We start from the raw sequence: 23,834 nt of genomic DNA on the forward strand, positions 1-23,834 counted from the left end.
TGAACATGAACGAAAAGAATAAAATGGGATTAATAAGTATTATACTTTTAGGTATTAACGCAGTTGTAGGAGCTGGAGTTTTCCTATTACCAGGAGATGCAATGAAATCATTTGGTGTAGCAAGTATATTTGTATATATGTTTGATATGTTATTGGTTTTATCAATGGCATTCTGTTTTGCTGAGGTGGCAGGTAAATTTAATAAAAATGGTGCGGCCTATGTATATACTAAAGAAGCTTTTGGAGATTTTTGTGGCTTTGAAGTAGGTCTTATGAAATGGGTAATAGGATGTATATCTTGGGGAGCATTAATAGTAGGTTTTCCTACATCATTGTCAGCAGTATGGGCTCCAGCAGGCGACCCTCATATACAGAAAATTATAATTGTAACTATGATAGTTGGTCTTACAATTATAAACTTATTAGGTGTATCTTTATCAAAAATTGTACAGAATGTTATAACTGTAGGTAAACTAATTCCATTAATATTATTTATAGGAATAGGTATATTCTTCATAAAAGGAGTTAATTTTACTACTTCAACAATGGTACCTCCAGGAGCTGGGGTAACAGAGTTTGGGGCAGCAGCACTTTTAATGTTTTATTCATTTACAGGATTTGAATCTATAGCAGTTGCAGCAGAAGATATGGAGAACCCTAAAAAGAATATACCAATAGCAATTATAAGTGTAATAGCAATTGCATCAATAATATACATATTAAATCAAGTTGTATGTGTTGGTATACTAGGAGATTTATTATCTAGTACATCTACACCAGTCGCAGATGCTGCAAGAATATGTTTTGGAAATATGGGTGCGGGATTGGTAACTTTTGGTACACTGGTTTCTGTGGGAGGAATTTGTATGTGTGGTGCTTTCGTAAATCCAAGAAGTTGTGTAGCTTTGGCTGATGATAAAATGCTACCTAGATTATTTGCAAGAAAAGATAAAAAAGGTACACCATATGTAGCAATAATAGCCACTATGATAATTACTATACCAATAGCTTTATCTGGAAGTTTTGCTGAATTAGCAGCAATAAGTGCAGTTGCTAGATTTATACAGTATATACCAACATCTTTATCAGTATTAGTATTTAGAAAGAAAAGACCAGAATTAGTAGGTACTTTTAAAACTCCATTTGGAGCAGTGATTCCTTTAATTGCAGTATGCGTTGGGACTTGGCTGTTATTCCAGGCATCTATGCATCAATTAATTATGGGATTAGGAGCATTGGCAATTGGAGTACCATTATATTTTATAATGAAGTCTTATAACAGAAAAATTTATGGAGAAGAATTAAAAAAAATAGTTTAATTGTATTATAAAATTTAATTGAAATAAAGTTGGATATTGGCAGAAAATTAAATATATAAAAATATATATAAGGTTATATTAAAATATTATTGATTTTTTATTTTAGTATAACCTTGTATTGTTATTAATACATGAAAAATATTGTAATAGGCTAAAAACAATAGTATTATGTTTATAGATAAAAAACTTGTTAGGAGGTAAATTTATGCCAACAATAACTTTAAAAAATGGTGTGGACATACTTATTAGAGAGGCAGTAAAAGAAGATGCTCAAAACATTATAGATTTTTATAATGAAGTAGGAGGGGAAACTCATTTTCTCTCATTTGGAAAAGATGAATACAAAGTATCATTAGAGGAACAAGAAAATGCTATAGAAGCAGCAAAAGCATCTGATAATTCAGTAAAACTGATTGCATTTATAGATAGTGAGATAGTTGGTATTGCGACAATTGATTCTAATCAAAAAGCAAAAGGAAAGCATGTTGGAGTATTAGGAATTGTTGTAAAAGAAAAATATTGGGGAATTGGATTGGGAAAAAGACTGATGTTAGACCTTATAGAATGGTGTAAATCAAATGGAATAACTAAGAAAATAACTCTTGTTACTAATGAAGAAAATCATAGTGCTATAGGATTATACAAAAAGGTTGGATTTGAAGTAGAGAGTATATTAAAGAAAGAATGTTATTATAATGGTGTTTATACAGATTTAGTAGGAATGTCACTTTTATTAGGAATATAATTAGTGTACATTTTATCTCGAAAAAAGTATATTAAGTATGGTATAATTAAAAAAGAATATAACTTAATATAATTTTGGAGGACGAATTATGAAAAATCTGTGTAAAATATCAGATGATTATTTAAACAGCAAACTGAAGTATTTAAAGTTATTATCAAAACAATATCCAAGTATATCAAAAGCAAGTACAGAAATAATAAATTTAGAGGCTATATTAAATCTTCCAAAGGGAACAGAACATTTTATAACAGATGTACATGGCGAATATGAGCCATTTGTGCACGTATTAAAAAATGGTTCTGGTGTAATAAAGAGAAAAATAGAAGAATTGTTTTCAAATACAATAAGAGATAGCGAGAAAAAGATGTTGGCAACTCTTGTATATTATCCTGAACAAAAGTTAGACCTAATAATTAAGCAAGAGGAAAATATAGATGATTTTTATAGAATAAATATTTATAGACTTATAGAACTTTGTAAGTATGCTTCTAGCAAATATACTAGGTCCAAAGTTAGAAAACTTTTGCCAGAAAATTTTAAATACATAATAGAAGAAGTTTTACATGAGCATGTCAAAAGTGAACATAAAGAAGAGTACTATAAAAGTATAGTTGAAACGATAGTCAACATAGGGATAGCAAAAGAATTTATAATTGCTATTTCTACAGTCATACAAAAATTAGTTGTTGATAGATTGCATGTAATAGGAGATATTTACGATAGAGGTCCAAGACCAGATATAATTGTCGACAAGCTTATTGAACATCATTGTGTAGATATTCAATGGGGAAATCATGATATATTATGGATGGGGGCAGCATCAGGTGAAAAAACTTGTATAGCAAATGCTCTTAGAATATCAGCTAGATATGCTAATTTAGACATTGTAGAAGACATATATGGAATAAATCTATTACCTCTAGCAACTTTTGCTATAGATACATATAAGGATGACCCTTGTAAAGAATTTATTCCAAAGATTAATGACCAAAGTGTAACAATAACAGAAAAGTCGTTGATGGCTAAGATGCACAAAGCAATAAGTATAATCCAATTTAAACTTGAAGGTGAAGTTATAAGAAGAAGACCTGAATTTGAGATGGAACATAGACTTTTGCTTAATATGATAAACTATGATGAAGGTACAATTACTTTAAATGGAAAGACATATAAATTAAAAGATACTTATCTGCCTACAATAGACAAAAAAGACCCATACAAATTAACAATAGAAGAAAAAAATGTTATTGATAAATTGGTATCCTCATTTAGAGGTAGTGAAAAATTACAAAAACACGTTTCGTTTTTATTTTCTAAAGGAAGCATATATTTAAAGGCAAACTTAAATTTACTGATTCATGGATGTGTACCATTAAATGAAGATGGAAGTTTTATGTCTATGAATATAATGGGAAAAGAGTATAAAGGTAAGGCTCTTATGGATAAAATGGAATCTCTAGCAAGAGAAGGGTTTTTCTTTAAGGATAAGGCAGAAGAAAAGTTATATGGTATGGATATTATGTGGTATTTGTGGACTGGAAAATGTTCATCATTATTTGGCAAAGATGATATGACAACATTTGAAAGATACTTTATAGCAGAAAAAGAGACTCATAAAGAAAATAAGAACCCTTATTTTAAGCTTAGAGAAAATGAAATGGCTTGTAAAAGAATATTTGAGGAATTTGATTTAGAACTTGATGAATCACATATAATAAATGGTCATGTACCTGTAGAAAGTAAAAATGGAGAGAGTCCAATAAAAGCTAATGGTAAAATTCTTGTTATAGATGGTGGTTTTTCTAGAGCGTATCAAAAAACGACTGGTATAGCTGGATACACTTTGATATATAATTCTAGAACTCTACAATTAGTATCACATGAACCATTTAATTCTGCTGAGGAAGCTATTGCAAATGAAAGCGATATTTTATCGACAACTGTTGTAGTAGAGCATAAGGCAAAGAGAAAAATGGTGAGAGATACCGATGAAGGAGTAAAAATACAAGAAGAAATAGAAGATTTAAAGCTACTTTTAATGGCTTATAAAAAAGGACTAATAAAAGAAATGTAATTATTATAGAGACACTTCATATTTGAAGTGTCTTTTTTATTGAGTAATATCTTATAAAGATTAATAATAGTAGTTTAATAGAGTCTATGTATTAAGTGAATCCAAAAGAAATGGAGTCATTTTTTTATTTATAAATATTATTTTAAAAAATATATATGTTTTGGTAATATTCCTTGTCCTTTATAAATAGAATTATATAAACAAAGGAGGAGGACAAGAAATGAATAAACTTTCTGATGAAATAATAAACTCTCTTTCTACAACTATAAGAGAAAAGGTAGAAAAAATCTCAAACAATAATCTAAATATAGAAGAAATTAGGTTACGCTCACAAAAACCATTGATACTAAATGCAAACTCTAAGGATTATTTTTATAATCAAAAAACTATGACACTCGATTTAAATCAACAAGACTCATATGTAGTGACAAGAGAAGATGTAGAGCAAACTTTTCAAATAATATGTAAATACTCAATACATTCATTTATGGATGATATAAAAAAAGGATTTATAACTTTGAGAGGAGGGCATAGAGTAGGATTAGTTGGGAAAGCAATAGTAGAAGATGGACAAGTCAAAAATATAAAGCATATATCGTCTTTAAATATAAGAGTATCAAGAGAAATCATTGGATGCTCAAATAAGATTTTAAGTCATATCATAAATGGAAAAAATCAGATTAATAATACTCTGATAATATCGCCACCTCAATGTGGAAAAACAACTTTAATAAGAGATATAGTAAGGAATTTAAGTAATGGTAATGAGGATTATGGGTTTAAAGGCTTAAAAGTAGCTCTAGTGGATGAGCGTAATGAGATAGCAGGTGCTTATCTAGGAGTTCCACAAATGGATGTTGGGATAAGGACTGACATAATAGAAACTTGCCCAAAAGACTTGGGGATTACGATGCTTTTAAGGTCTATGTCACCAAATGTTATTGTGACAGATGAGATTGGAAGTGAAAAAGAGATAAAGGCATTATATACAGCATTAAATGGAGGGATAGGACTAATAACTACTGTACATGGAGATTCGATAGAGGATATACAAAATAGAAAAGAATTAAATAGGCTTCTAGATAAAGAATTATTTAAAAAAGTTATAATTCTTTCTGCAAAAAGAGGTGCTGGAACAATTGAAAAAATTTATGATTTAGAAGAAAAGAGATGGTATTTTGCAAATTAAGATAATTATTATAGCTCTTTTAATAGGAAGTAGTTATTTGATAGGTGAACACATATACAAGACTTATACTCGTAGACATAAACAATTAAATGATTTAATAAGAGTTTTAGAAATATTAAGGATGGATTTATCTTTCGGACTTTATACATTGGAAGAGATTTTTAAGAGGATAGGTGATAATAAAGAATTTTGTTTTTGGAAGTTTTTTCTTCAAGTATCAGAAGAGCTTCACAATGAACAAGGCAAAACTTTAGAAATGATAATATTAGAAAATATTGATGTTTTAAACAAAGAGACTTATCTAGGTAATAAAGAAATTGAGGAGTTAAAAAATCTAATACTTACTTTAGGTAAAAGTGATATAGAGTCACAACAAAGAATGATAGATTTATCTATAGAAAATTTAAAAAAACAGACTTATGAGACAAAAGATGACATAAACAAAAAAGGTGTATTGTATAAAAAATTAGTCACATTTATAGGCATAGGTATATGTATTATATTGATTTAAATATGGGGAGGTTTATTATGGAGATATCATTGATATTAAAGGTTGCAGGCGTTGGGATTCTAATATCAGTATTGAATATGATATTGGAAAAAACAGATAGAAAAGATTGGGCAGGTCTTACTACATTGGCAGGTGTGATAATCGTATTGGGAATGGTAATAACAGAAATAAGTGATTTATTTAATACTGTAAGAACAATGTTTCAACTTTACTAAAGGGAGGGAGTAATTTGGAAATAATGCAATTAATAGGAATTGCAATCATTTCAACTACACTCTGTTTAGTAATTAAAAAAGATAGACCAGAAATAGCAAATTTCATAGCTATAATAACTGGAGTAATAATACTATTATCAGTTATGTTTAAGCTGAACTTTATAGTGGATAGCATACAAGATTTAGCTAATAAAGCTAATATCCCAACCATGTACATATCATTAATAATAAAATTAATTGGGATAGCATATTTAATGGAATTTGCAATACAACTTTGCAAAGATTGTGGGGAAGGAAACATTGCTTCTAAGTTAGAGTTTGGAGGAAAAATAATAGTGATGTCAATGTCTTTCCCTATACTTCTATCCATTGTAGAAATGGTAGTGAACATAATTCCATAGTTGTGTATCTTAAGATAACTATAGGTATATTAAAGAGATTTCGTTGTATTGAGGTTTATAGAGTGAAGAGAGGCATGGTTGCTTATGAAAAAAAGATTTTTACCAATGATTATAGGTTTTGTATTTACTTTCTTTTTTATAAATATCTTTGCTATTATGATATTCGCCAATGAAGTACCAAGTAGTGAAGATAAGGAATATGGTGAAACAAAAAATAGCATAGATAAATATATAGATGGGCAGTTAGACAAGCTAGATATAAATGAAATACAAGACTATATAAATAAGGAAATAGTTATTAATGATGTTAATTTAAAATCGTTTGTAAAAGATTTAATTAGTGGCAAAAAAAATATCTTAGATTTATTTAATAAAGATGGATTGAAGATATTGATGTTTGACGAATTTAAAGCAAGTTTAAAGGTAGTAGCAGTGATTTTAGTACTGGCTTTATTATCATCCATTTTAAAAAGCTTAGAAAACTCTTTTTCATCAGGTGCAGTAAGTCAAATCGCAACATATATAATATTTATCACAATGGTATCACTCACACTTGTTGGATTTAAGGATGTATTACAGATTTGCTATGATGCAATAGACCATACTGTAGGTCTCATGCAAGTTATAATGCCAATATTAATAACATTTTTACTTTTAATTGGATTTCCAATAACATCTACTACTTTGAATCCTATCTTTATAGGAGGAGTAACATTTATAAACGTATTTTTCAAGAACTTTTTATTTGTATCAATTACTGTTGCATTTGGTATTTTAATAATAAACAATTTATCAAAAAATATAAGGTTAAAACGATTTTTCTCCTTTGTAAAGCAAATAAATTATGTTTCTATTGGGGCGATGTTTACCGTTTATTTAGGACTTGTATCTATACAAGGATTGTATGTAACTAGTTTTGATAAATTCAGTGTCAAGACCGCTAAGTTTGCTATAGGTAATTTTATTCCTGTTGTTGGAGGATTTGTATCTGATTCTGTGGATATTCTATTATCTTCATCTCAGCTTATAAAAAATATATTTGGAGGAATAGGGCTTATCTTACTTGTTGGAATTTGTTTACTTCCAGTTATAAAAATTTTATCAGTAATAGTAGTGTACAAGTTAGCTGCAATAATTGTAGAGCCAGTTGGAGAAGATGGGATATCTAATTTTTTAAATGAAGTTGCAAATCTAATGATAATAATGCTAGCATCAGTAATTGCCATAACAATAATGTTCTTTGTAACTGTGGCTATCTTGACATCGATAAGTGTCGTAAGTCAAGGATAATATATATCAATATAAAATTGCATCGAATTTAGAGTTTGTAGAGAGGGGGAAGCTATGTTAGAGGGCATAAAGGCATGGATTGTTAGTGTTTTAATAGGAGCATTTATAGTAAATATAGTAGATATGATTTTACCAAGTTCTAAGATAAAACCTTATGTCAACTTAGTTTTAAACTTTATGTTTGTATTTATTGTAATAACTCCAGTAGTAGGATTTTTTTCAAAAGATATGAGCTTAGAAGATAGAATCTTGAAGTCTATGGGTAACTACAACAAACAATATGTAGATAGTACAAATGCTTTAGCAAAAGAAACTGGAAACAATAGTTTATCTAAAGGATATGAGGATGGTTTAAAAGAAGTGCTTAAATTGAAACTTGATGAGTATGGTTACGATTTAGAAGATATAGAGCTTAACGGAGCAAATATAAATAATATAAAAATAAAAGAAAAAAATGATAGTACAAAAAGTAATGGCAATATTGATGAAGAAAATAAAAATAATAGTACTAAAGAGGATGAAGAAAACATAAACTCTAATGACAAAGAAAATTCTAAACAAGTTTTTAAAAAAGGTACAGAATATGAACTGAACCTAAATGAAAACAAATTAAAAAATGACTTAATAAAGGTGCTTGATGTTTCTATAGAAGATATACAAATTGATAAATAGGAGTTGGGAGAATGTTGAAAAACTTAAATGACAAAGATAAGAGAAAGGTATATTCACTAATAACTATAGCTGGAATCTGTGTGGTGTCATTAGTCTTATTGTCTTGTTTTCCTAGTAGCAAAAGCGATAAACAAGTTGGAAAAACAGAGGCTAACAAAAATACTGAAAAACAAGTTACTAAAGAACAAGAAAAAGATGATTTGGAATCAAAGTTAACAACAATACTATCTAAAATTGATGGTGCAGGGGATGTTGATGTAATGGTTACATTTGAATCAAGTGAAGAAATACAACCTGCTTTTAATTCAAATCAAACAACAGAGACAACAGAGGAAAAAGATGCACAAGGAGGAGAAAGAACAGTTACGACTTCTAGTGAAAATAAAACAATGATAACTTCAAATTCAAGTGACCCTGTAGTTATAAAAACTACAGAGCCAAAGATAAAGGGAGTGATAGTAGTAGCAAGTGGAGCTAATGACCCAAGTGTGAAAGAAACACTTTATAGTGCAGTACAAACATCATTACAAGTAGCTGGACATCAAGTAGAAATATATTCTAAATAAATACATATAACCGGGGGGATAAATGAATGAAGTTTAATTATAAGGGAAGAGGATTTGTAATAATAACTTTAACTGCAATGTTGGTTGTAGTAGGAACAGTAAATTATCAATTGAGTAAGAAATCTTTATTAGAAACATCAAAAGAGTTTAAGGCATATGAAGAAGCTCAATTACAGAAAAATACTGATGATAGTGATAGTAGTAAAACAGAGGATTCTAGTAATGTGAATAAACAAGATGCAAAAGAAAGTGCTGATATAGAAATAGTTGATAGTAAAGCTAGTAAAGTAAAAGAAAAGGTAACTGAAACAAGTAAAGAAATAAAAGAACAACTATCATCTGAGAAAAATATGAAAAAAGCATCTTATATTTTAGATATGAAAATGAATAGAGAAAAGCAAAGAAATGAACTAGTTCAAGATTTAAATGAAATGATAAATAATCCATCTACAACAGAAGAATCTAGAAAAGAAGCTTCTAATATGAAATTAAATATAGTTAAAATTCAAGAAAAAGAACTTCAAATAGAAAATCTCTTGAGTACAAAAGGATATGAAGAAGCATTAGTTTATATAAGTGATAGTAAAGTCAATGTAGTGGTAAATGAAGCTAAATTAGATAAGAAAGATGCAGCAAAAATATTTGACTTAGTTGCAGAACAAGCTAATGTAAAGTATGAAAATATTAAACTTACAAATAATAATAAAAAGTAAAAAATAAACCTCAGAATTAACTGAGGTTATTTTCTTGCAAAGTAGACTTGTATTTGGTATTATTATACTTATAAAAATAGTTCCTTAAAATCAGGAGGTAAGTTTTAATATGGAAGATAATAAGTTTGGACAAGTAAAAATATCTAATGATGTAATAGCTACAATAGCTGGTCTAGCAGCATTAGAAGTTGAAGGCATAGAAACTACAGCAACATTAACAGATAAGTTGTTAAAAAATAATGGAGTAAAAATACAAATAGAAGAAGAGGATGTTAATTTAGATGTAATGGTTATGATAAAATATGGGATGTCAATACCAGATACAGCTTTTAAAGTTCAAGAAAATGTAAAAAATACTGTTGAGACAATGACAGGACTGAAGGTTTCTCAAGTAAATATACACATTCAAGGAATCAGCTTTAAGAAAGATAAAGTTGATAAAGAAGAAGCAAAAGCAACTAAGAAAAATTAATATTAGCCCTCTGAAAAGTCAGAGGGTTTTTTGTTGGCATTTGATTTTTATATAGATAATTAAACTTAAAGGAGAATTTTGATTGATGAAAAAAGATAGGGCACAAAAGAGTACAACAAGAGAATATATAATGAAACTTATATACCAGATAAATATTAATAAGGAAGATTTTGAAACTTTAGATGATAAAGTAGATACTTTTTTAAATGATAATTCAGAACATATTATAAATAGATATGAAGAGCTTGCACTTCAGTATTCAAATAATGCAAATTTAAAGCTAGAAGATACTAAGCTTGAAGATGTTATAGACAGAAACTATATAAGCAGAGTATGCAAAGAACTAAAAGAAAATCATGATAAGATAGATGAGTTAATAAACAAGCATGCTAAAAACTGGACAGTAGATAGAATGCCAAAGGTAGATGTGTCTATACTTAGATTATCTGTATGTGAAATAGCTTATTTGGACACTCCTAATAAAGTGTCAATAAATGAAGCTGTAGAGCTTGCAAAGATATATTGTGATGATAAGTCTCCTAAATTTATAAATGGTATATTGGGAAGTGTTGTTGATGAAATCGGTAAATAATATAATAATTGGAATTGATACTAGCTGCTATACTACTTCTATAGCAGCTATCTCTTTAGATAAGAAAGTTATCTTTAATGAGAAAATAATGCTAGAAGTAAGAGAAAATACAAAAGGACTAAGACAAAGTGAAGCTGTATTCCAGCATGTAAATAATTTAGGGCTTTTAAGTGATAGAGTAAAGTCATTTAAAGATAAGTTTAATATAGAAGGTGTCTGTTCAACTATAAGACCTAGACCAGTTGAAAACTCATATATGCCTGTATTTAATGTAGGATATAATTTTGGAAAGTTATTATCAAGTATATATGGTTGTAGATTTTATGAGACTACTCATCAAGAAAATCATATTGAAGCAAGTTTATTAAATAGTAAGTTAAAAAATAATAATAGATTTATTTCTGTTCATATGTCTGGTGGCACTACAGAGATACTTTTAATAAACAAAATGGATGATAATTATAATATATTGGATAGTAGCTTAGGTGCAATTACCAGAATAAGTAATAAAAAAGATGATAAAAGTAAGCTATACAATAATTTTGGATATAATATAGATATAATTGGAGGAAGTAAAGATATTAGCTTTGGTCAACTTATAGATAGAGTAGGAGTTAAGTTGGGATATAAGTTTCCTTCAGGAAAATATTTAGATGAAAATGCTTTAAATTGTAACTTTAAAATAGAAAGTGGTCTGAAAACTTCTGTGAGAGATGGATATATGAATTTATCTGGATTAGAGAATCAGGTAAACCAGATTATAAAAGACAATAAAGATAATACTAATCAAAAAGAATATGTATCTAAATTAGTATTAGATTCAGTAGTTAGAAATATGTTTAAATCTTTAGTTTATTTATGTGAAACTTATAATGTAGATGAAGTAGTTTTTGCAGGTGGAGTTTCTGCAAGTAGGTATATTCTTAAAGAATTAAGTCTAAAATTAAGAAAAAAACATATAGAAGCTCATTTTACAGAACCACAATATTCAACTGATAATGCTGTTGGGTGTGCTATAATAGGATTGAATAACTTTTTAGGAGAAAGAGTATGAAACTAAGAGCTTTAGATATAAGTGAAGCAAACTCATATATTAAAAGAATTTTAATAAACGACCCAATACTTTCTAATCTTAAGGTTAAAGGAGAGATTTCCAATTTTAAGGTTCATAGTAGTGGGAATGTATATTTATCACTTAAAGATGAAACATCAAAGTTAAACTGTGTAATTTTTAAAAGTAATTTTAATCGTAATCTAAAATTAGACAATGGTGTGAAAGTTATAGCTAGTGGATACATATCGGTCTACGAAAGAGATGGTGCGTATCAATTATATATTAATGAAATTGAAATAGAGGGAATAGGGAATTTACACATAGAATTTAATAGATTAAAAGAAAAACTTGCTAAAGAAGGTTTATTTGACTCTAAATACAAGATACCTATACCTAAAATGCCAAACTCAATTGGAGTTATAACATCTCCAACAGGTGCTGTTATAAGAGATATAATAAATGTTATAAAAAGAAGATACCCTAAAATTAATATAAAGCTTTATCCAGTAACGGTTCAAGGAGATAAATCAGCAGAAGAAATATGTGAAGCAATAAGATTTTTTAATCATATGAAGAATGTTGATACACTTATAATTGGTAGAGGTGGGGGTTCAATAGAAGAGCTTTGGTCTTTTAATGATGAAATGGTAGCAAGAGAGGTTTTTAATTCTCAGATTCCAATAATATCAGCAGTTGGGCATGAAACTGATTTTACTATTTGTGACTTTGTATCTGATATGAGAGCACCAACACCATCCGCAGCAGCAGAGATTGCTACTCCATCGTTAGATGATATAAATTACAAACTTGGAAATATAAAAAGTAGAATGAGTAAGTCTCTTACAAATCAAATTGAGCTAGACCAATACAGGTTAGAATCAGCATTTAACAAGATAAATAACTATTTAGATTCTTATACAATAAAAGATAAAGTTATACAATTAGATAAAATATATGATAAAATAATTTTTGGAATAGAAAATAATTTGAAATTGGAAGATGAGAAACTAATAAAGATTGGAGCATTACTTCATAATTTAAGTCCATTAGCTACTATGGATAGAGGTTATAGCATAGCCCAAAAAGATGGAAAAGTAATAAACAGTATAAAAGGATTGAAAACAAAAGATAACATAGAGATAGTCTTAAAAGATGGAAATTTGGAATGTATGATAGATAAAATTGAAAATAAAGAGGTATAGTATGAATTTAACTTATGAAGAAGCTTATAAAAGATTAGAGAGTATATTAAATGAACTAGAATCTAAAAATGCTAGCTTAGATGAATCTTTAAGCTTGTATGAAGAAGGTATAAGCCTTTACAAACATTGTAATAAGCTTTTAGATGATGCTAAATTGAAAATAAGTAAATTTAATCAATTAGGAATAGAAGAAGATTTTAAAATTGAGGAGGAATAAAATTGGAATTTAAACAATGTCTGAAAGAAAAAGCAAGTTTTATAGAAAATGTACTTAAAGAATATATGCCTAAAGAAGAAGGGTATCAAAAAACAGTTATTGAAGCTATGAACTACAGTTTAAGTGCTGGAGGCAAGAGATTAAGACCAATACTTACATTAGAAGCTTGTAAAGTAGTTGGAGGTAATGAAGAAGAAGCTATTCCTTTTGCTATGGCCATTGAAATGATACATACATATTCACTAATACATGATGATTTACCAGCTCTTGATAATGATGACTTAAGAAGAGGTAGACCAACAAATCATAAAGTATATGGAGAAGCTATGGGTATTTTGGCAGGCGATGCTTTATTGAATTATGCTTTTGAAGTTATGCTTTCAGGTTCAATCAATAAAGAAAATCCAGAAAAGTATTTAAAAGCTATAAATGAAATTGCTAAAGGTGCTGGTATATATGGCATGATAGGTGGTCAGGTAGTAGATGTAGAAAGTGAAAATAAACAAATTGAAAAAGAAAAATTAGATTATATACATATGAATAAAACTGCAGCAATGATGGTGGGTTGTATGAGAGCAGGAGCTACTATCGGTGGAGCAAATTCAGAACAGATGGAAGAAATAACTAAATATGCAAAAAATATCGGATTATCATTCCAGATAGTAGATGATATACTAGATATAGTGGGAGATGAAGCTAAATTAGGTAAGAAAGTTGGAAGTGATATAGAAAATCACAAGTCAACATACCCATCACTTTTAGGTTTAGATAAATCTAAAGAAATTGCATATAATTTGATTGATGAAGCAAAGAAAAGTATAGAAAAATTATCTGACGATGTAGATTTTTTAAAGGGATTGGCTGAATATATAATAGATAGGGAATACTAAAATATACAGCTAAAATCGAGGAGGGAAAAATGGACTTTTTTTCGGAGATTTTTAACAATGGGGCTTTGGGAATAAGTCTGATTGCTTGTTTCTTAGCACAATTTATAAAAATATTTACTGGCAAGGAAAAAAGAATTGAGTTATCAAGAATACTTATTTCAGGAGGTATGCCTAGTTCCCATAGTTCTTTTGTTACAAGTTTAGCTACAGTGGTAGGTATTGAAAAAGGGTTTAATTCTACTGATTTTGCTATAATTACTGTGCTTGCCCTGATTATAATGTATGACGCAGCAGGTGTTAGACGGGCTGTAGGTAAGCAAGCTATTATATTAAATCAAATAGTAGCGGATATACAGCATGGAAAGCATATAGAGCAGAAGAAATTAAAAGAATTAATAGGTCACACACCACTAGAAGTTTGGTTTGGAGCTTTACTTGGAATAGTAACAGCTTTAATATTGATGTAAATTTAAAATTTACAAAATAAAGGTGAGGATAATATGTATAAATATTTAGATAAAGTAAATTCTCCAAAGGATATAAAAAATATGAGCATAGAAGAAATGGATTTACTTGCAAAAGATATAAGAAAATTTTTAGTAAAATCTGTTTCTAAGACAGGCGGGCACTTAGCTTCTAATTTAGGAGTAGTTGAGCTAACATTAGCACTTCATAAAGTGTTTGACAGTCCTAAAGATAAAATCGTATGGGATGTAGGACATCAATCTTATGTTCATAAAATAGTTACTGGAAGAAAAGATTATTTTGTATCTTTAAGACAATTTAATGGACTAAGTGGTTTTCCAAAGGAGAGTGAAAGTCCTCATGATATTTTTGACACAGGACATAGTAGTACATCTATTTCTGTAGCTACAGGTATTGCCTGTGCTAGAGACATAAAAAAAGAAAACTATAGTGTTATATCTGTAATTGGAGATGGTTCTATAACTGGAGGTATGGCACTTGAAGCTTTAAATCAATTAGGATATATCAATACCAATATGATAGTAATTCTTAATGATAATGAAATGTCCATAGATAAAAATGTTGGTGGAATGTCTAAATATCTGTCAAGTATTATAAGAAACTCAACAGTTGAAAAAATGACAGATGAAGTTGATAAAATTTTAAATGTTACACAAACAGGTGAGATTTTATCTAAGACTGCACATAGATTTAAAGATAAGTTAATGTATAGCTTTTCGCCTCAAGATTGTTCATTTTTTGATTCATTAGGTATAAAATATTATGGTCCTATAGATGGTCATAATACTAAAGAATTAATAGATACATTGAGAAAGGCTAAACATAAAAAAGGGCCTGTGCTTTTACATGTAATTACGAAAAAAGGAAAAGGGTACAGATTTGCAGAGGAGCAACCTGATAAATATCATGGAGTATCAAAGTTTGATATAAAGACAGGAGTAACATCTTCAAAAGTTAAGTCTATGTCAGTTAGTGTTGGAGAAAAACTGGTTGATATGGCTAGTAATAATGAAGATATAGTAGCAATAACGGCTGCAATGCCATCTGGTACTGGGTTAAATTTATTTGAAAGAGCATACCCAAAAAGATATTATGATGTTGGTATAGCTGAACAACACGCAACAGGGTTTGCAGCAGGTCTTGCAAAAAGTGGGATGAAACCTTACTTTGCTGTATATTCATCGTTTTTGCAAAGAGCATACGACCAAATTATTCATGATGTATGTATAACTAAAAAGCCAGTTACTTTTCTTATAGATAGAGCTGGACTAGTTGGAAATGATGGAGAAACTCATCATGGTATGTTTGATTTAAGTTACTTGAATTCTATTCCAAATATTGTAGTAATGGCACCAAAAGATACAAGAGAGATGGAACTTATGATGGATTTATCATTAAAGCTAGACTATCCATCAGCAATTAGATATCCAAGAGGAAATAGCTATTACTTGGACAAGGGAGAATATAAAGAACTTGTATTAGGAAAGTATGAAGTATTAGATGATGGACAAGATACAGTTATACTTTCTATTGGAAGTATGGTGAAACATGCTTTAGAAGCTAAAGAACTATTGTTGAAGGAAGGAATAAATCCAACAATAGTTAATGCTAGATTCTTAAAGCCAATGGATGAAGATATGTTGAATATTTTATTAAAGAATCACAAAAATGTAGTTACAATAGAAGATAACATTGTAACTGGAGGGTTTGGAAGTAGAATAAACAAGTTTATTATAGATAATGAGCATAAGGTAAATATACTCAATATAGCAATACCAGAAGAATTTATAAAACATGGTAATGCAGATGAATTATATGATTTTGTAGGACTATCGCCAAAAGGTATTGCTGATAAAATAAAAAAGTTAGTTATTAAATAAAAAATTAATGAAAATATTATAAATTAAGACTGATATAAAATATAAAATTTATCAATTAAATAAATATCAGGTGTGTTACTTTAAGCTACTTTAGTTATTATTAAAGTAGCTTTTAACAGAAAGGTAATTTTATGAAAAAGAGAATAGATTTATTGTTAGTAGAACAAGGTCATTTTGAAAGTAGAGAAAGAGCTAAAAAAGCAATAATGGCTGGTCTAGTTTTTGTTGATAATCAAAGATGTGATAAGGCTGGTACAGAAGTAAAAGAGAACTGTAATATAGAAGTAAAAGGAAATCCAATACCGTACGTTAGTAGAGGTGGTTTAAAGCTTGAAAAAGCTATGAAAAACTTTGATTTAACTATTGATGGAAAGGTATGTATGGATATAGGTGCATCTACAGGTGGTTTTACAGATTGTATGTTAAAAAATGGAGCAATAAAAGTATTTTCTATAGATGTTGGTTATGGGCAACTTGCTTGGAAATTAAGACAAGATGATAGAGTTGTGTGTATGGAGAGAACAAATATAAGAAATGTGACAATAGAAAATACAAAGCAGTTTGCAGATTTCGCATCAATTGATGTGTCTTTTATATCATTAAAACTAGTACTGCCAAAAGCTAAGGAGTTAGTACGTCATGACGGAGAAATTGTCGCTTTAATTAAACCACAATTTGAGGCAGGAAGAGAAAAAGTAGGTAAAAAAGGTGTGGTTAGAGAAAAATCGACACATATAGAAGTTATAAAAATGATTTCTGACTTTTCTGTTGGAAATGGATTTGAAATTTTAGGATTAGACTTTTCTCCAATTAAAGGGCCAGAAGGAAATATAGAGTATCTAATTCATCTGAGAAATGGAAATGAAGGTTATGAGTTTGATAGTAACACATACGATAATAAAATAGTGGAAGTCGTTGAGGCTTCACATAATTTAGACAAATAGGCTAAAAGGGGGCTTAGACTTGATCCTCGAATTATATATGAAAAATTGTGCTTTAGTTGAAGAGCTAAGGTTGAGTATTGATAAAAATTTAAATATACTTACAGGTGAAACTGGTTCAGGAAAATCTATAATAATAGATGCGCTTGGACTTTGTCTAGGTGATAAATATGATAGGTCTTTTCTAAGAAAAGGAACAGACAAGGGACTTGTTGAAGCCGTATTTTTATCAGATAATATATATCTAAAAAAAATACTAGACGAAAATGATATAAGTATAGAAGATGATAATTTGTTAGTCATAACTAGATTGATATATTCAGATGGAAAGAGCACTGCTAGAATAAATGGAAGAACTGTTAAAGTATCTCTTCTTAGAGAAATCGCATCAACACTTATAGATATACATGGTCAACATCAAAATCAGGCTTTATTTAATAAAGACACTCATTTGAAATTTCTAGACCTTTTTGGAGAGAATGAATTAGAAAAATTCAAAGTTGTCTATAAAAAAGTGTACAACAAGTATAGTGAAGTAAAAAAAGCTTTAAATTGTTTAACAGAAAATAAGGATGAGATGCAAATTCAAAGAGAAATAGATTTGTTAAAATTTCAAATAAATGAAATTGAGGTAGCAAATTTAAATAAGAATGAATATGAAGATTTATTAAAACAAAGAGAAGTTTATAGAAATAGTGAAAAGATATATAATAACTTGAATTTAAGTTATAGCAAGTTACATAATGGTGAGTATAATGTTATTGACCTAATAGGTCTTGCATCTAAAGAACTTAATGACATATCAAAATATGACAGTGTTTTGAGTGAATATAGTGATACTGTAGAAAGAATTATGTATGAGTTACAAGATATATCTAGTGATATAAGAAATTACAAAGATAATATAGACTTTGAGCCTTATGAATTAGAGCAGATTGAACTTAGAATTGATGAGATTAACAATTTAAGAAGAAAATATGGAGATAGTATAGACGATATATTTGAGTATTATGAAAAGATAAAAGATAGATTAGACGAGATACTAAATAGAGATGAAAGAGTTGAACAGTTAAAAAGTCAACTTATGAATATAGAAGAAGATTTAAAAATAAAAGCTAATAAATTGACTAAAGCAAGAACAGAAGTAGCAACTACTTTAGAGAAAATACTTCTTGATGAATTAAAAAGCTTAAACATGAAAAATGTAATGTTCAAAGTTAATTTTGAAGAAGGCCCATTTACTTTAAATGGAATAGATGATATTGAATTTATGATATCTTTTAACTTAGGAGAAGATATTAAACCTATATATAAAGTTGCATCAGGTGGTGAGATGTCTAGGTTTATGTTGGCATTTAAGACAATCTTGGCTGATATAGATGATATTGATACATTAGTGTTTGATGAAATAGATACAGGTATAAGTGGTATAGCAGCACAAATTGTTGGTGAGAAATTGAGTGATATAGCAAAGAAAAAGCAAATAATATGTATAACACACTTACCTCAAATTGCGGCAAATGCTGACACTCATTATTGTATAGAGAAAGATACTTCAAATAATAGGACATTTACTAATGTTAGTAAATTAAATCAATCTCAAAGAAAAAATGAAATTGCTAGGCTTATAGCAGGTAATAATATAACAGAGAAAACTATCGAACATGCAAGTGAAATCATTGAAATGGCTAAAAAATGCTAGTGAAGAAAGGTTGTTCTAAATAGGTGTAAAGAATTTTCTATCTGAATACTTTACATCTATTTTTTATGATTAAATTATTTAGTGAGTATATTAAAAATATAAAATTTAAAAGTTATATCAATTTGTAACTTTGAAATTTTTAGATGCTTAAGTATAATATTATGTATAAGGTATTAGTGAGGGGGGCATAAATTGAATAAAAAAAATACTATGCACTTAATTTTTACAATTGTAATTTTTATTTTATTATGGTATATGATATTGACAATGAATGAAATTAACAAAAACATAGAAAACTATAATAATAAATTAGAGTATTTGTCACAAGAAATTATGAATACCAAGTCAGATATTAGTAATACGATAAATGAAGAAATGTCAAAAAGCTATATAACTAAAAGTATTGATTTAAAAGTTAAAAAGCTTGAAAAAGAAGAATGTACTATTGAGGTAGATATTCAATTGAGTAAGTTGGGTAAAGATGGCAAGGTATTTTTTATGTATAAAGAAGATAATGATAAATGGAATGAAATTGAAATGACAAAACACGGAGAATTATCGTATACTTGTGAGATGAAAATAAAGACAGGTAATGAATATGACTATAAAGTAGTTACAAGTGGGACCATATCTGAAAGCTCAGATGTACAAAAGCTAACCACATCTGATTATATGCCTGAACAACCTGTATTTAATTCTGGAATAAGGGATAATAAAGAATATTTTATTGAAATAATAGAAAATAGTAATCTCTTAAATCATGAAAGTGAAAAGTCAAAAAATAAAGCCTATAATAGTATCAAATTGAAGAAAGTAGATATTATTGTAAATGAAGGGAAAAAAGATACTGTGTATAAAGCAAAATCTGTTAAAGTATTAGATGCTGATAAAGATAATAGTCCAAATGAAAGTCAAGTAAATTATGAAGCAACTTTCCCTAAAAGGGATATTGGTAGTATAGTCTATATTAAAGCCAAACTTACATACAATAATGGAGTAGAGTACATAAAGGATATAACTGAAGATATAACTATGAGTTTACAAGATTTGGAAAAATAAATACATATACAAATAAATTTGGTCAATAAAATAGAGTATAAATAAAATTGCAGTAGTTTTATTTATACTCTATTAGATAAATTTATAATTTTAATTCCATATATCTAGCGCCTTCAATTGGATTATAAGTATACGGTTCTATATCATAGAAACCAAGCTTTTCGTATAGTCTTTGAGCACTTTTCATGCTTGGAAGAGTGTCTAATCTCATATAGGCATATCCAATTTTTTTAGCTTCTTTAACAATTTCTTCTAATAGTATTTTTCCTATCTTTAGTCCTCTAAATTGATTTCTTACAAATAATCTTTTTAATTCACATACTTTGTCTTCAAGCTTTTTTAAAGCAACACAACCTGCTAAATTTTCATCGACAAATACTAATATCAATGAACCTGAAGGTTTTATATATTTTCCTGGAAGTGTTTTTAATTCGTTATTAAAGTCTTGAAAACATAAGTCTATATCTAGAGAATTTGAATATTCAGTAAATAAAATTTTTACATTTTCAAGATTTTCCAAGTCTTCTTCTTCAACAAATTTTAAACTTATATTTTGAGCCATTTTATCCATCATTATATAAATATGTTTATATAATGATTTCACCTCCTTGATAGATGTATATTTTGTTAATATCAATTAGATTTTAATACCATTACTTTTTCACCGCCATAGTCAAGCTCTCCATTAAACTCAAATCCAAAATCTTTATAAAGCTTGATAGCTGTTTTGTTGTTATCAAATATACTAAGATACAATTCGTCACAATTATATTCTTTTTTAAGAAGGTTTATAAGAAAATCTAAGGATGCTTTTCCATATCCTTTGCCTTGATATTTTGAATCAATCATAAATCTATCAAGCCAAACTCTATCATCTTCTAAGCGACCATACATAGCGAATCCTATTAATGAATTTTCATCATATATTCCTACAGGTATCCAAGCTGTTATAAATTTAGATTCAGCAATAGAAAGTGCATTACTTTCTATATAATCTAATTGACTTTTATCTACAGACAAATCAACTAAATCACGCCAATTATTTACGTCTGCAATTCTTACATTTAATTTCAAGATATTACCGCCCTTCAAACTTTTTCTTACAATATAATACTATCATATTATATATTAAAAATCACTTAGTAAGATGTTTAATAAGGTTTTTAAATGAATAAATTTTCTGGAAAAAGGAATTATAAATACATAATAATACAGCATAGGAGTAGATGAACATATGAACAAATCAAATAAAAATTTAAAAAACATTTGGATAATATTAGGAGCTGTATCGATTTTTATGATGGTTATAATCTTTCAAAATAAGAATTGTAATATAAATAAAGAGACTCCAATAGAAGCTTTTACAATTAAGAATCATGATAAAAAATTTGTATATCCACTTGGCAACATAGTTGGAGTAAAAGCCAATACAGATGGTGTATTGGTCTTAGGATATGAGGAAGAAGATGTAGATTATATTGGAGGCATACAAATTGGCGACAATATAGTAAAAATAGATAATAAAAGGATAAAAAATGGTCAAGATGTATCAGAAATTCTAAATAAAGCTAAGAAAAGTAAAGTTGAAGTTACTTTTGAGAGAAAAAATAAATACAAGACAGAAGTAATAGAAACTAAAAAAGAGAATGGTAAATATAAGCTTGGTCTTTGGGTAAGAGATAAGATATCTGGAATTGGAACTATGACTTTTTATGACCCTAGCATGGAAAAGTTCAAAGCAATTGGTCATGCCATAAAAGATTCGGATACTAATGAACTATTAAAAATAAAACAAGGATATATATATAAGCCAGAAAAGCTAAAAATAGTAAAGGCTAGTAATGAAAAAATAGGTAAAATAAAAGGCGACTTTAATGATAGCAATTTAATGGGTAATTTCTCGAATAACTCAGAGTTAGGTATAAGTGGTAATATCACAGAGAAACAGAATAAAGAATTTAATTTAGCGAATAAAGAAATGCAATTGATAGAAGTTGGCCGCCCACAAGATGTAAAAATAGGAGATGCAGTCATTCTTTTTGAAGATAAAAATAAAAATATAACAAGCTATGATATAAAAATAGAAAGTATAGTATATGATAAAGGAAATTATAGAGATATGGTAATAAAAGTAGTAGATGATAAGTTATTGGAATACACAGGAGGTATTGTGCAGGGGATGAGTGGAGCTCCAATAATACAAAATAATAAAATTATTGGTGCAATAACTCATGTTTTTAGAGATAATCCGAAAAAAGGATATGGTATTTTTATAGATGAAATGATAAAATTGTAGGTGAGGCATTAAAAAATTTTATTATTTTATCAATTATCTAGAAGGAATATAATTTTGAAGTGTCGAATATGCATTAGAGTAGATAATTAAGAGCAATTGTGTAAAAAGTTTAGTTTTCTGTAATAAGAAGATGTTTTTTAATGGGGGGATTTTTAGTGGAAAAAATCAAAATAGTTTTAGCAGATGACAATAAGGATTTTTGTCAGGTATTAAAAGAGTATTTGTCTAATGAGGATGATATCGATATATTAGGCATAGCTAAGGATGGAATTGAAGCATTAGACTTAGTAAAAAAGACACAACCGGACTTATTAATATTAGACGTAATAATGCCACATCTAGATGGATTAGGTGTAATTGAAAAATTGAATACAATGGATATACCTAAAATGCCAAAAATAATAGTACTATCAGCAGTAGGTCAAGATAAGATAACTCAAAGCGCAATAAATCTAGGAGCAGATTACTACATAGTAAAGCCGTTTGATTTTGTTGTGTTTATAAACAGAATTAGAGAATTGGTTTCTAATAGAGTTGCTCAAGTTGAGCCAAAGCCTAGACCAGTTCAAGAAACTCAAATGACTAGAAGTGATTTCGTTAAGAATGTAGGGAATATAGAAACAGAAATCACAAATATAATACATGAAATAGGAGTACCAGCTCATATAAAAGGATATTTATATTTAAGAGAAGCAATAAAAATGGTTATTGATAATGTTGAGCTTTTAGGTGCAGTAACAAAAGAGTTATATCCAAGTATAGCTAAAAAATTCAATACAACACCAAGTAGAGTTGAGAGAGCGATAAGACATGCGATAGAGGTTGCGTGGAGTAGAGGAAAAGTTGACACAATAAATCAACTATTTGGATATACAGTACACAATACTAAAGGAAAACCAACTAACTCGGAATTTATAGCAATGATTGCTGATAAATTAAGACTAGAGCATAGTATGGTTAAATAAATAGACACAAAAAGTAGGGCTTTTTAATTAAGGCATTGGCGATAAATATGTATTACAAGTAGCGAAATGGTATAACCAGTAGGGTTATACTGTTTCGCTATTTTAATAAGTATAAAATTTTTTCTTTATTTTTTCTTTACTATTCGTTCAATATATTAATATAATAAATTTATTTATACTATACTTATAGTATATGTCTTTATAAGTTACAAAATGGAAGGAGTTTATTTTTTAAGAATGAATGTTGAATAAAATATAATAAACTTTATATTTTAAAGAATATTGTTGAATGTGTTAAATAAAAAAATAATAGAATATAGTATTATAAATGCCAAAGATGCAAAACAAACTTAAAACATTTATTTTATTGTTAAGTAATGCTA

The 23,834-nt window shown here is 28.4% G+C and carries 26 protein-coding genes; 24 read left to right on the forward strand and 2 right to left on the reverse strand.

Annotation, left to right across the window (positions count from 1 at the left end; all coding sequences use genetic code 11):
- Positions 1-5: 5 nt before the first annotated feature.
- The 22 genes from ACTG46_RS05960 (at position 6) to ACTG46_RS06065 (ending at position 20,190) form a co-directional block, all read left to right on the forward strand.
- The gene (locus ACTG46_RS05960) at positions 6-1,319 is read left to right on the forward strand and encodes an APC family permease (protein WP_479923754.1); all 1,314 of its coding nucleotides are present in this window, start codon (positions 6-8) and stop codon (positions 1,317-1,319) included.
- A gap of 205 nt (positions 1,320-1,524) precedes the next feature.
- Positions 1,525-2,064 (forward strand): GNAT family N-acetyltransferase, encoded by a 540-nt coding sequence (locus ACTG46_RS05965; protein WP_054276247.1) that lies wholly within the window; start codon positions 1,525-1,527, stop codon positions 2,062-2,064.
- Between the two features lie 88 nt (positions 2,065-2,152).
- The gene (locus ACTG46_RS05970; RefSeq protein ID WP_054276248.1) at positions 2,153-4,138 is read left to right on the forward strand and encodes a fructose-bisphosphatase class III; all 1,986 of its coding nucleotides are present in this window, start codon (positions 2,153-2,155) and stop codon (positions 4,136-4,138) included.
- 220 nt (positions 4,139-4,358) lie between these two features.
- Complete coding sequence (gene spoIIIAA / locus ACTG46_RS05975; protein WP_054269701.1) at positions 4,359-5,327, forward strand: stage III sporulation protein AA; 969 nt, start codon at positions 4,359-4,361, stop codon at positions 5,325-5,327.
- Complete coding sequence (locus ACTG46_RS05980) at positions 5,317-5,838, forward strand: stage III sporulation protein AB (protein WP_219673579.1); 522 nt, start codon at positions 5,317-5,319, stop codon at positions 5,836-5,838. Before spoIIIAA ends, ACTG46_RS05980 begins: the two co-directional genes overlap by 11 nt.
- Before the next feature lie 17 nt (positions 5,839-5,855).
- Positions 5,856-6,053, forward strand: a complete 198-nt coding sequence (spoIIIAC, locus tag ACTG46_RS05985) for a stage III sporulation protein AC (RefSeq protein ID WP_009888937.1) — start codon at positions 5,856-5,858, stop codon at positions 6,051-6,053.
- Positions 6,054-6,076: 23 nt separating this feature from the next.
- The gene (gene spoIIIAD, locus ACTG46_RS05990; protein ID WP_003428424.1) at positions 6,077-6,454 is read left to right on the forward strand and encodes a stage III sporulation protein AD; all 378 of its coding nucleotides are present in this window, start codon (positions 6,077-6,079) and stop codon (positions 6,452-6,454) included.
- 84 nt (positions 6,455-6,538) lie between these two features.
- On the forward strand, positions 6,539-7,744 hold the full coding sequence (gene spoIIIAE / locus ACTG46_RS05995; RefSeq protein ID WP_054269703.1) for a stage III sporulation protein AE: 1,206 nt from the start codon (positions 6,539-6,541) through the stop codon (positions 7,742-7,744).
- Positions 7,745-7,798: 54 nt separating this feature from the next.
- Positions 7,799-8,416, forward strand: a complete 618-nt coding sequence (locus ACTG46_RS06000) for a stage III sporulation protein AF (RefSeq protein ID WP_054269704.1) — start codon at positions 7,799-7,801, stop codon at positions 8,414-8,416.
- An 11-nt stretch (positions 8,417-8,427) separates the two neighbouring features.
- Positions 8,428-8,982 (forward strand): hypothetical protein, encoded by a 555-nt coding sequence (locus ACTG46_RS06005; protein ID WP_054269705.1) that lies wholly within the window; start codon positions 8,428-8,430, stop codon positions 8,980-8,982.
- Positions 8,983-9,008: 26 nt separating this feature from the next.
- Entirely contained in the window at positions 9,009-9,695 is a 687-nt protein-coding gene (locus ACTG46_RS06010; RefSeq protein WP_054269706.1) for a SpoIIIAH-like family protein, read from the forward strand.
- 109 nt (positions 9,696-9,804) lie between these two features.
- Positions 9,805-10,167: an Asp23/Gls24 family envelope stress response protein gene (locus ACTG46_RS06015; protein ID WP_021383951.1), complete on the forward strand. Its 363-nt coding sequence runs from the start codon at positions 9,805-9,807 to the stop codon at positions 10,165-10,167.
- 85 nt (positions 10,168-10,252) lie between these two features.
- A complete protein-coding gene (nusB, locus tag ACTG46_RS06020) occupies positions 10,253-10,759 on the forward strand; it encodes a transcription antitermination factor NusB (RefSeq protein WP_054276249.1) in 507 nt (168 codons plus the stop codon).
- Entirely contained in the window at positions 10,743-11,813 is a 1,071-nt protein-coding gene (locus ACTG46_RS06025; RefSeq protein ID WP_479923755.1) for a Kae1-like domain-containing protein, read from the forward strand. The genes nusB and ACTG46_RS06025 overlap by 17 nt, the downstream gene beginning before the upstream one ends.
- The gene (xseA, locus tag ACTG46_RS06030; RefSeq protein WP_054269709.1) at positions 11,810-13,015 is read left to right on the forward strand and encodes an exodeoxyribonuclease VII large subunit; all 1,206 of its coding nucleotides are present in this window, start codon (positions 11,810-11,812) and stop codon (positions 13,013-13,015) included. Before ACTG46_RS06025 ends, xseA begins: the two co-directional genes overlap by 4 nt.
- A gap of 1 nt (position 13,016) precedes the next feature.
- Positions 13,017-13,232, forward strand: coding sequence for an exodeoxyribonuclease VII small subunit (xseB, locus tag ACTG46_RS06035; protein WP_003419178.1), 216 nt, complete (start codon positions 13,017-13,019; stop codon positions 13,230-13,232).
- A 2-nt stretch (positions 13,233-13,234) separates the two neighbouring features.
- Positions 13,235-14,122, forward strand: coding sequence for a polyprenyl synthetase family protein (locus tag ACTG46_RS06040; protein ID WP_054269710.1), 888 nt, complete (start codon positions 13,235-13,237; stop codon positions 14,120-14,122).
- Between the two features lie 29 nt (positions 14,123-14,151).
- Entirely contained in the window at positions 14,152-14,589 is a 438-nt protein-coding gene (locus tag ACTG46_RS06045) for a divergent PAP2 family protein (RefSeq protein WP_021383959.1), read from the forward strand.
- Positions 14,590-14,622: 33 nt separating this feature from the next.
- On the forward strand, positions 14,623-16,488 hold the full coding sequence (dxs, locus tag ACTG46_RS06050; RefSeq protein WP_407813331.1) for a 1-deoxy-D-xylulose-5-phosphate synthase: 1,866 nt from the start codon (positions 14,623-14,625) through the stop codon (positions 16,486-16,488).
- Between the two features lie 131 nt (positions 16,489-16,619).
- Positions 16,620-17,432, forward strand: a complete 813-nt coding sequence (locus ACTG46_RS06055) for a TlyA family RNA methyltransferase (RefSeq protein ID WP_479923756.1) — start codon at positions 16,620-16,622, stop codon at positions 17,430-17,432.
- A 19-nt stretch (positions 17,433-17,451) separates the two neighbouring features.
- The gene (gene recN, locus ACTG46_RS06060; RefSeq protein ID WP_479923757.1) at positions 17,452-19,131 is read left to right on the forward strand and encodes a DNA repair protein RecN; all 1,680 of its coding nucleotides are present in this window, start codon (positions 17,452-17,454) and stop codon (positions 19,129-19,131) included.
- A 192-nt stretch (positions 19,132-19,323) separates the two neighbouring features.
- Positions 19,324-20,190 carry a hypothetical protein gene (locus tag ACTG46_RS06065; protein ID WP_407813333.1) on the forward strand — a complete coding sequence of 289 codons (867 nt, stop codon included), beginning with the start codon at positions 19,324-19,326 and terminating at the stop codon, positions 20,188-20,190.
- An 82-nt stretch (positions 20,191-20,272) separates the two neighbouring features.
- On the opposite strand, the gene ACTG46_RS06070 is transcribed toward ACTG46_RS06065, so the two are convergent.
- Both ACTG46_RS06070 and ACTG46_RS06075 read right to left on the reverse strand, forming a co-directional pair.
- Positions 20,273-20,752 (reverse strand): GNAT family N-acetyltransferase, encoded by a 480-nt coding sequence (locus tag ACTG46_RS06070; protein ID WP_479923758.1) that lies wholly within the window; start codon positions 20,750-20,752, stop codon positions 20,273-20,275.
- A 71-nt stretch (positions 20,753-20,823) separates the two neighbouring features.
- A complete protein-coding gene (locus ACTG46_RS06075) occupies positions 20,824-21,264 on the reverse strand; it encodes a GNAT family N-acetyltransferase (protein WP_054269716.1) in 441 nt (146 codons plus the stop codon).
- A 160-nt stretch (positions 21,265-21,424) separates the two neighbouring features.
- Between ACTG46_RS06075 and ACTG46_RS06080 the strand changes: the two genes are divergently transcribed.
- Together ACTG46_RS06080 and spo0A are read left to right on the forward strand one after the other, a co-directional pair.
- Complete coding sequence (locus tag ACTG46_RS06080; protein ID WP_054269717.1) at positions 21,425-22,486, forward strand: SpoIVB peptidase S55 domain-containing protein; 1,062 nt, start codon at positions 21,425-21,427, stop codon at positions 22,484-22,486.
- 140 nt (positions 22,487-22,626) lie between these two features.
- Positions 22,627-23,451: a sporulation transcription factor Spo0A gene (gene spo0A, locus ACTG46_RS06085; RefSeq protein WP_021383996.1), complete on the forward strand. Its 825-nt coding sequence runs from the start codon at positions 22,627-22,629 to the stop codon at positions 23,449-23,451.
- Positions 23,452-23,834: the final 383 nt, after the last annotated feature.

It is taken from the genome of Clostridioides sp. LIBA-7678 (assembly GCF_056716065.1).

Bases quoted from the DNA above. Each gene is read 5' to 3' on its own strand.
- ACTG46_RS05960 (WP_479923754.1), top strand. From the start codon at position 6: ATGAACGAAAAGAATAAAATGGGATTAATAAGTATTATACTTTTAGGT.
- ACTG46_RS05965 (WP_054276247.1), top strand. From the start codon at position 1,525: ATGCCAACAATAACTTTAAAAAATGGTGTGGACATACTTATTAGAGAG.
- ACTG46_RS05970 (WP_054276248.1), top strand. From the start codon at position 2,153: ATGAAAAATCTGTGTAAAATATCAGATGATTATTTAAACAGCAAACTG.
- spoIIIAA (WP_054269701.1), top strand. From the start codon at position 4,359: ATGAATAAACTTTCTGATGAAATAATAAACTCTCTTTCTACAACTATA.
- spoIIIAC (WP_009888937.1), top strand. From the start codon at position 5,856: ATGGAGATATCATTGATATTAAAGGTTGCAGGCGTTGGGATTCTAATA.
- spoIIIAD (WP_003428424.1), top strand. From the start codon at position 6,077: ATGCAATTAATAGGAATTGCAATCATTTCAACTACACTCTGTTTAGTA.
- spoIIIAE (WP_054269703.1), top strand. From the start codon at position 6,539: ATGAAAAAAAGATTTTTACCAATGATTATAGGTTTTGTATTTACTTTC.
- ACTG46_RS06000 (WP_054269704.1), top strand. From the start codon at position 7,799: ATGTTAGAGGGCATAAAGGCATGGATTGTTAGTGTTTTAATAGGAGCA.
- ACTG46_RS06005 (WP_054269705.1), top strand. From the start codon at position 8,428: ATGTTGAAAAACTTAAATGACAAAGATAAGAGAAAGGTATATTCACTA.
- ACTG46_RS06010 (WP_054269706.1), top strand. From the start codon at position 9,009: ATGAAGTTTAATTATAAGGGAAGAGGATTTGTAATAATAACTTTAACT.
- ACTG46_RS06015 (WP_021383951.1), top strand. From the start codon at position 9,805: ATGGAAGATAATAAGTTTGGACAAGTAAAAATATCTAATGATGTAATA.
- nusB (WP_054276249.1), top strand. From the start codon at position 10,253: ATGAAAAAAGATAGGGCACAAAAGAGTACAACAAGAGAATATATAATG.
- ACTG46_RS06025 (WP_479923755.1), top strand. From the start codon at position 10,743: ATGAAATCGGTAAATAATATAATAATTGGAATTGATACTAGCTGCTAT.
- xseA (WP_054269709.1), top strand. From the start codon at position 11,810: ATGAAACTAAGAGCTTTAGATATAAGTGAAGCAAACTCATATATTAAA.
- xseB (WP_003419178.1), top strand. From the start codon at position 13,017: ATGAATTTAACTTATGAAGAAGCTTATAAAAGATTAGAGAGTATATTA.
- ACTG46_RS06045 (WP_021383959.1), top strand. From the start codon at position 14,152: ATGGACTTTTTTTCGGAGATTTTTAACAATGGGGCTTTGGGAATAAGT.
- dxs (WP_407813331.1), top strand. From the start codon at position 14,623: ATGTATAAATATTTAGATAAAGTAAATTCTCCAAAGGATATAAAAAAT.
- ACTG46_RS06055 (WP_479923756.1), top strand. From the start codon at position 16,620: ATGAAAAAGAGAATAGATTTATTGTTAGTAGAACAAGGTCATTTTGAA.
- ACTG46_RS06070 (WP_479923758.1), bottom strand. From the start codon at position 20,752: ATGGCTCAAAATATAAGTTTAAAATTTGTTGAAGAAGAAGACTTGGAA.
- ACTG46_RS06080 (WP_054269717.1), top strand. From the start codon at position 21,425: ATGAACAAATCAAATAAAAATTTAAAAAACATTTGGATAATATTAGGA.
- spo0A (WP_021383996.1), top strand. From the start codon at position 22,627: ATGGGGGGATTTTTAGTGGAAAAAATCAAAATAGTTTTAGCAGATGAC.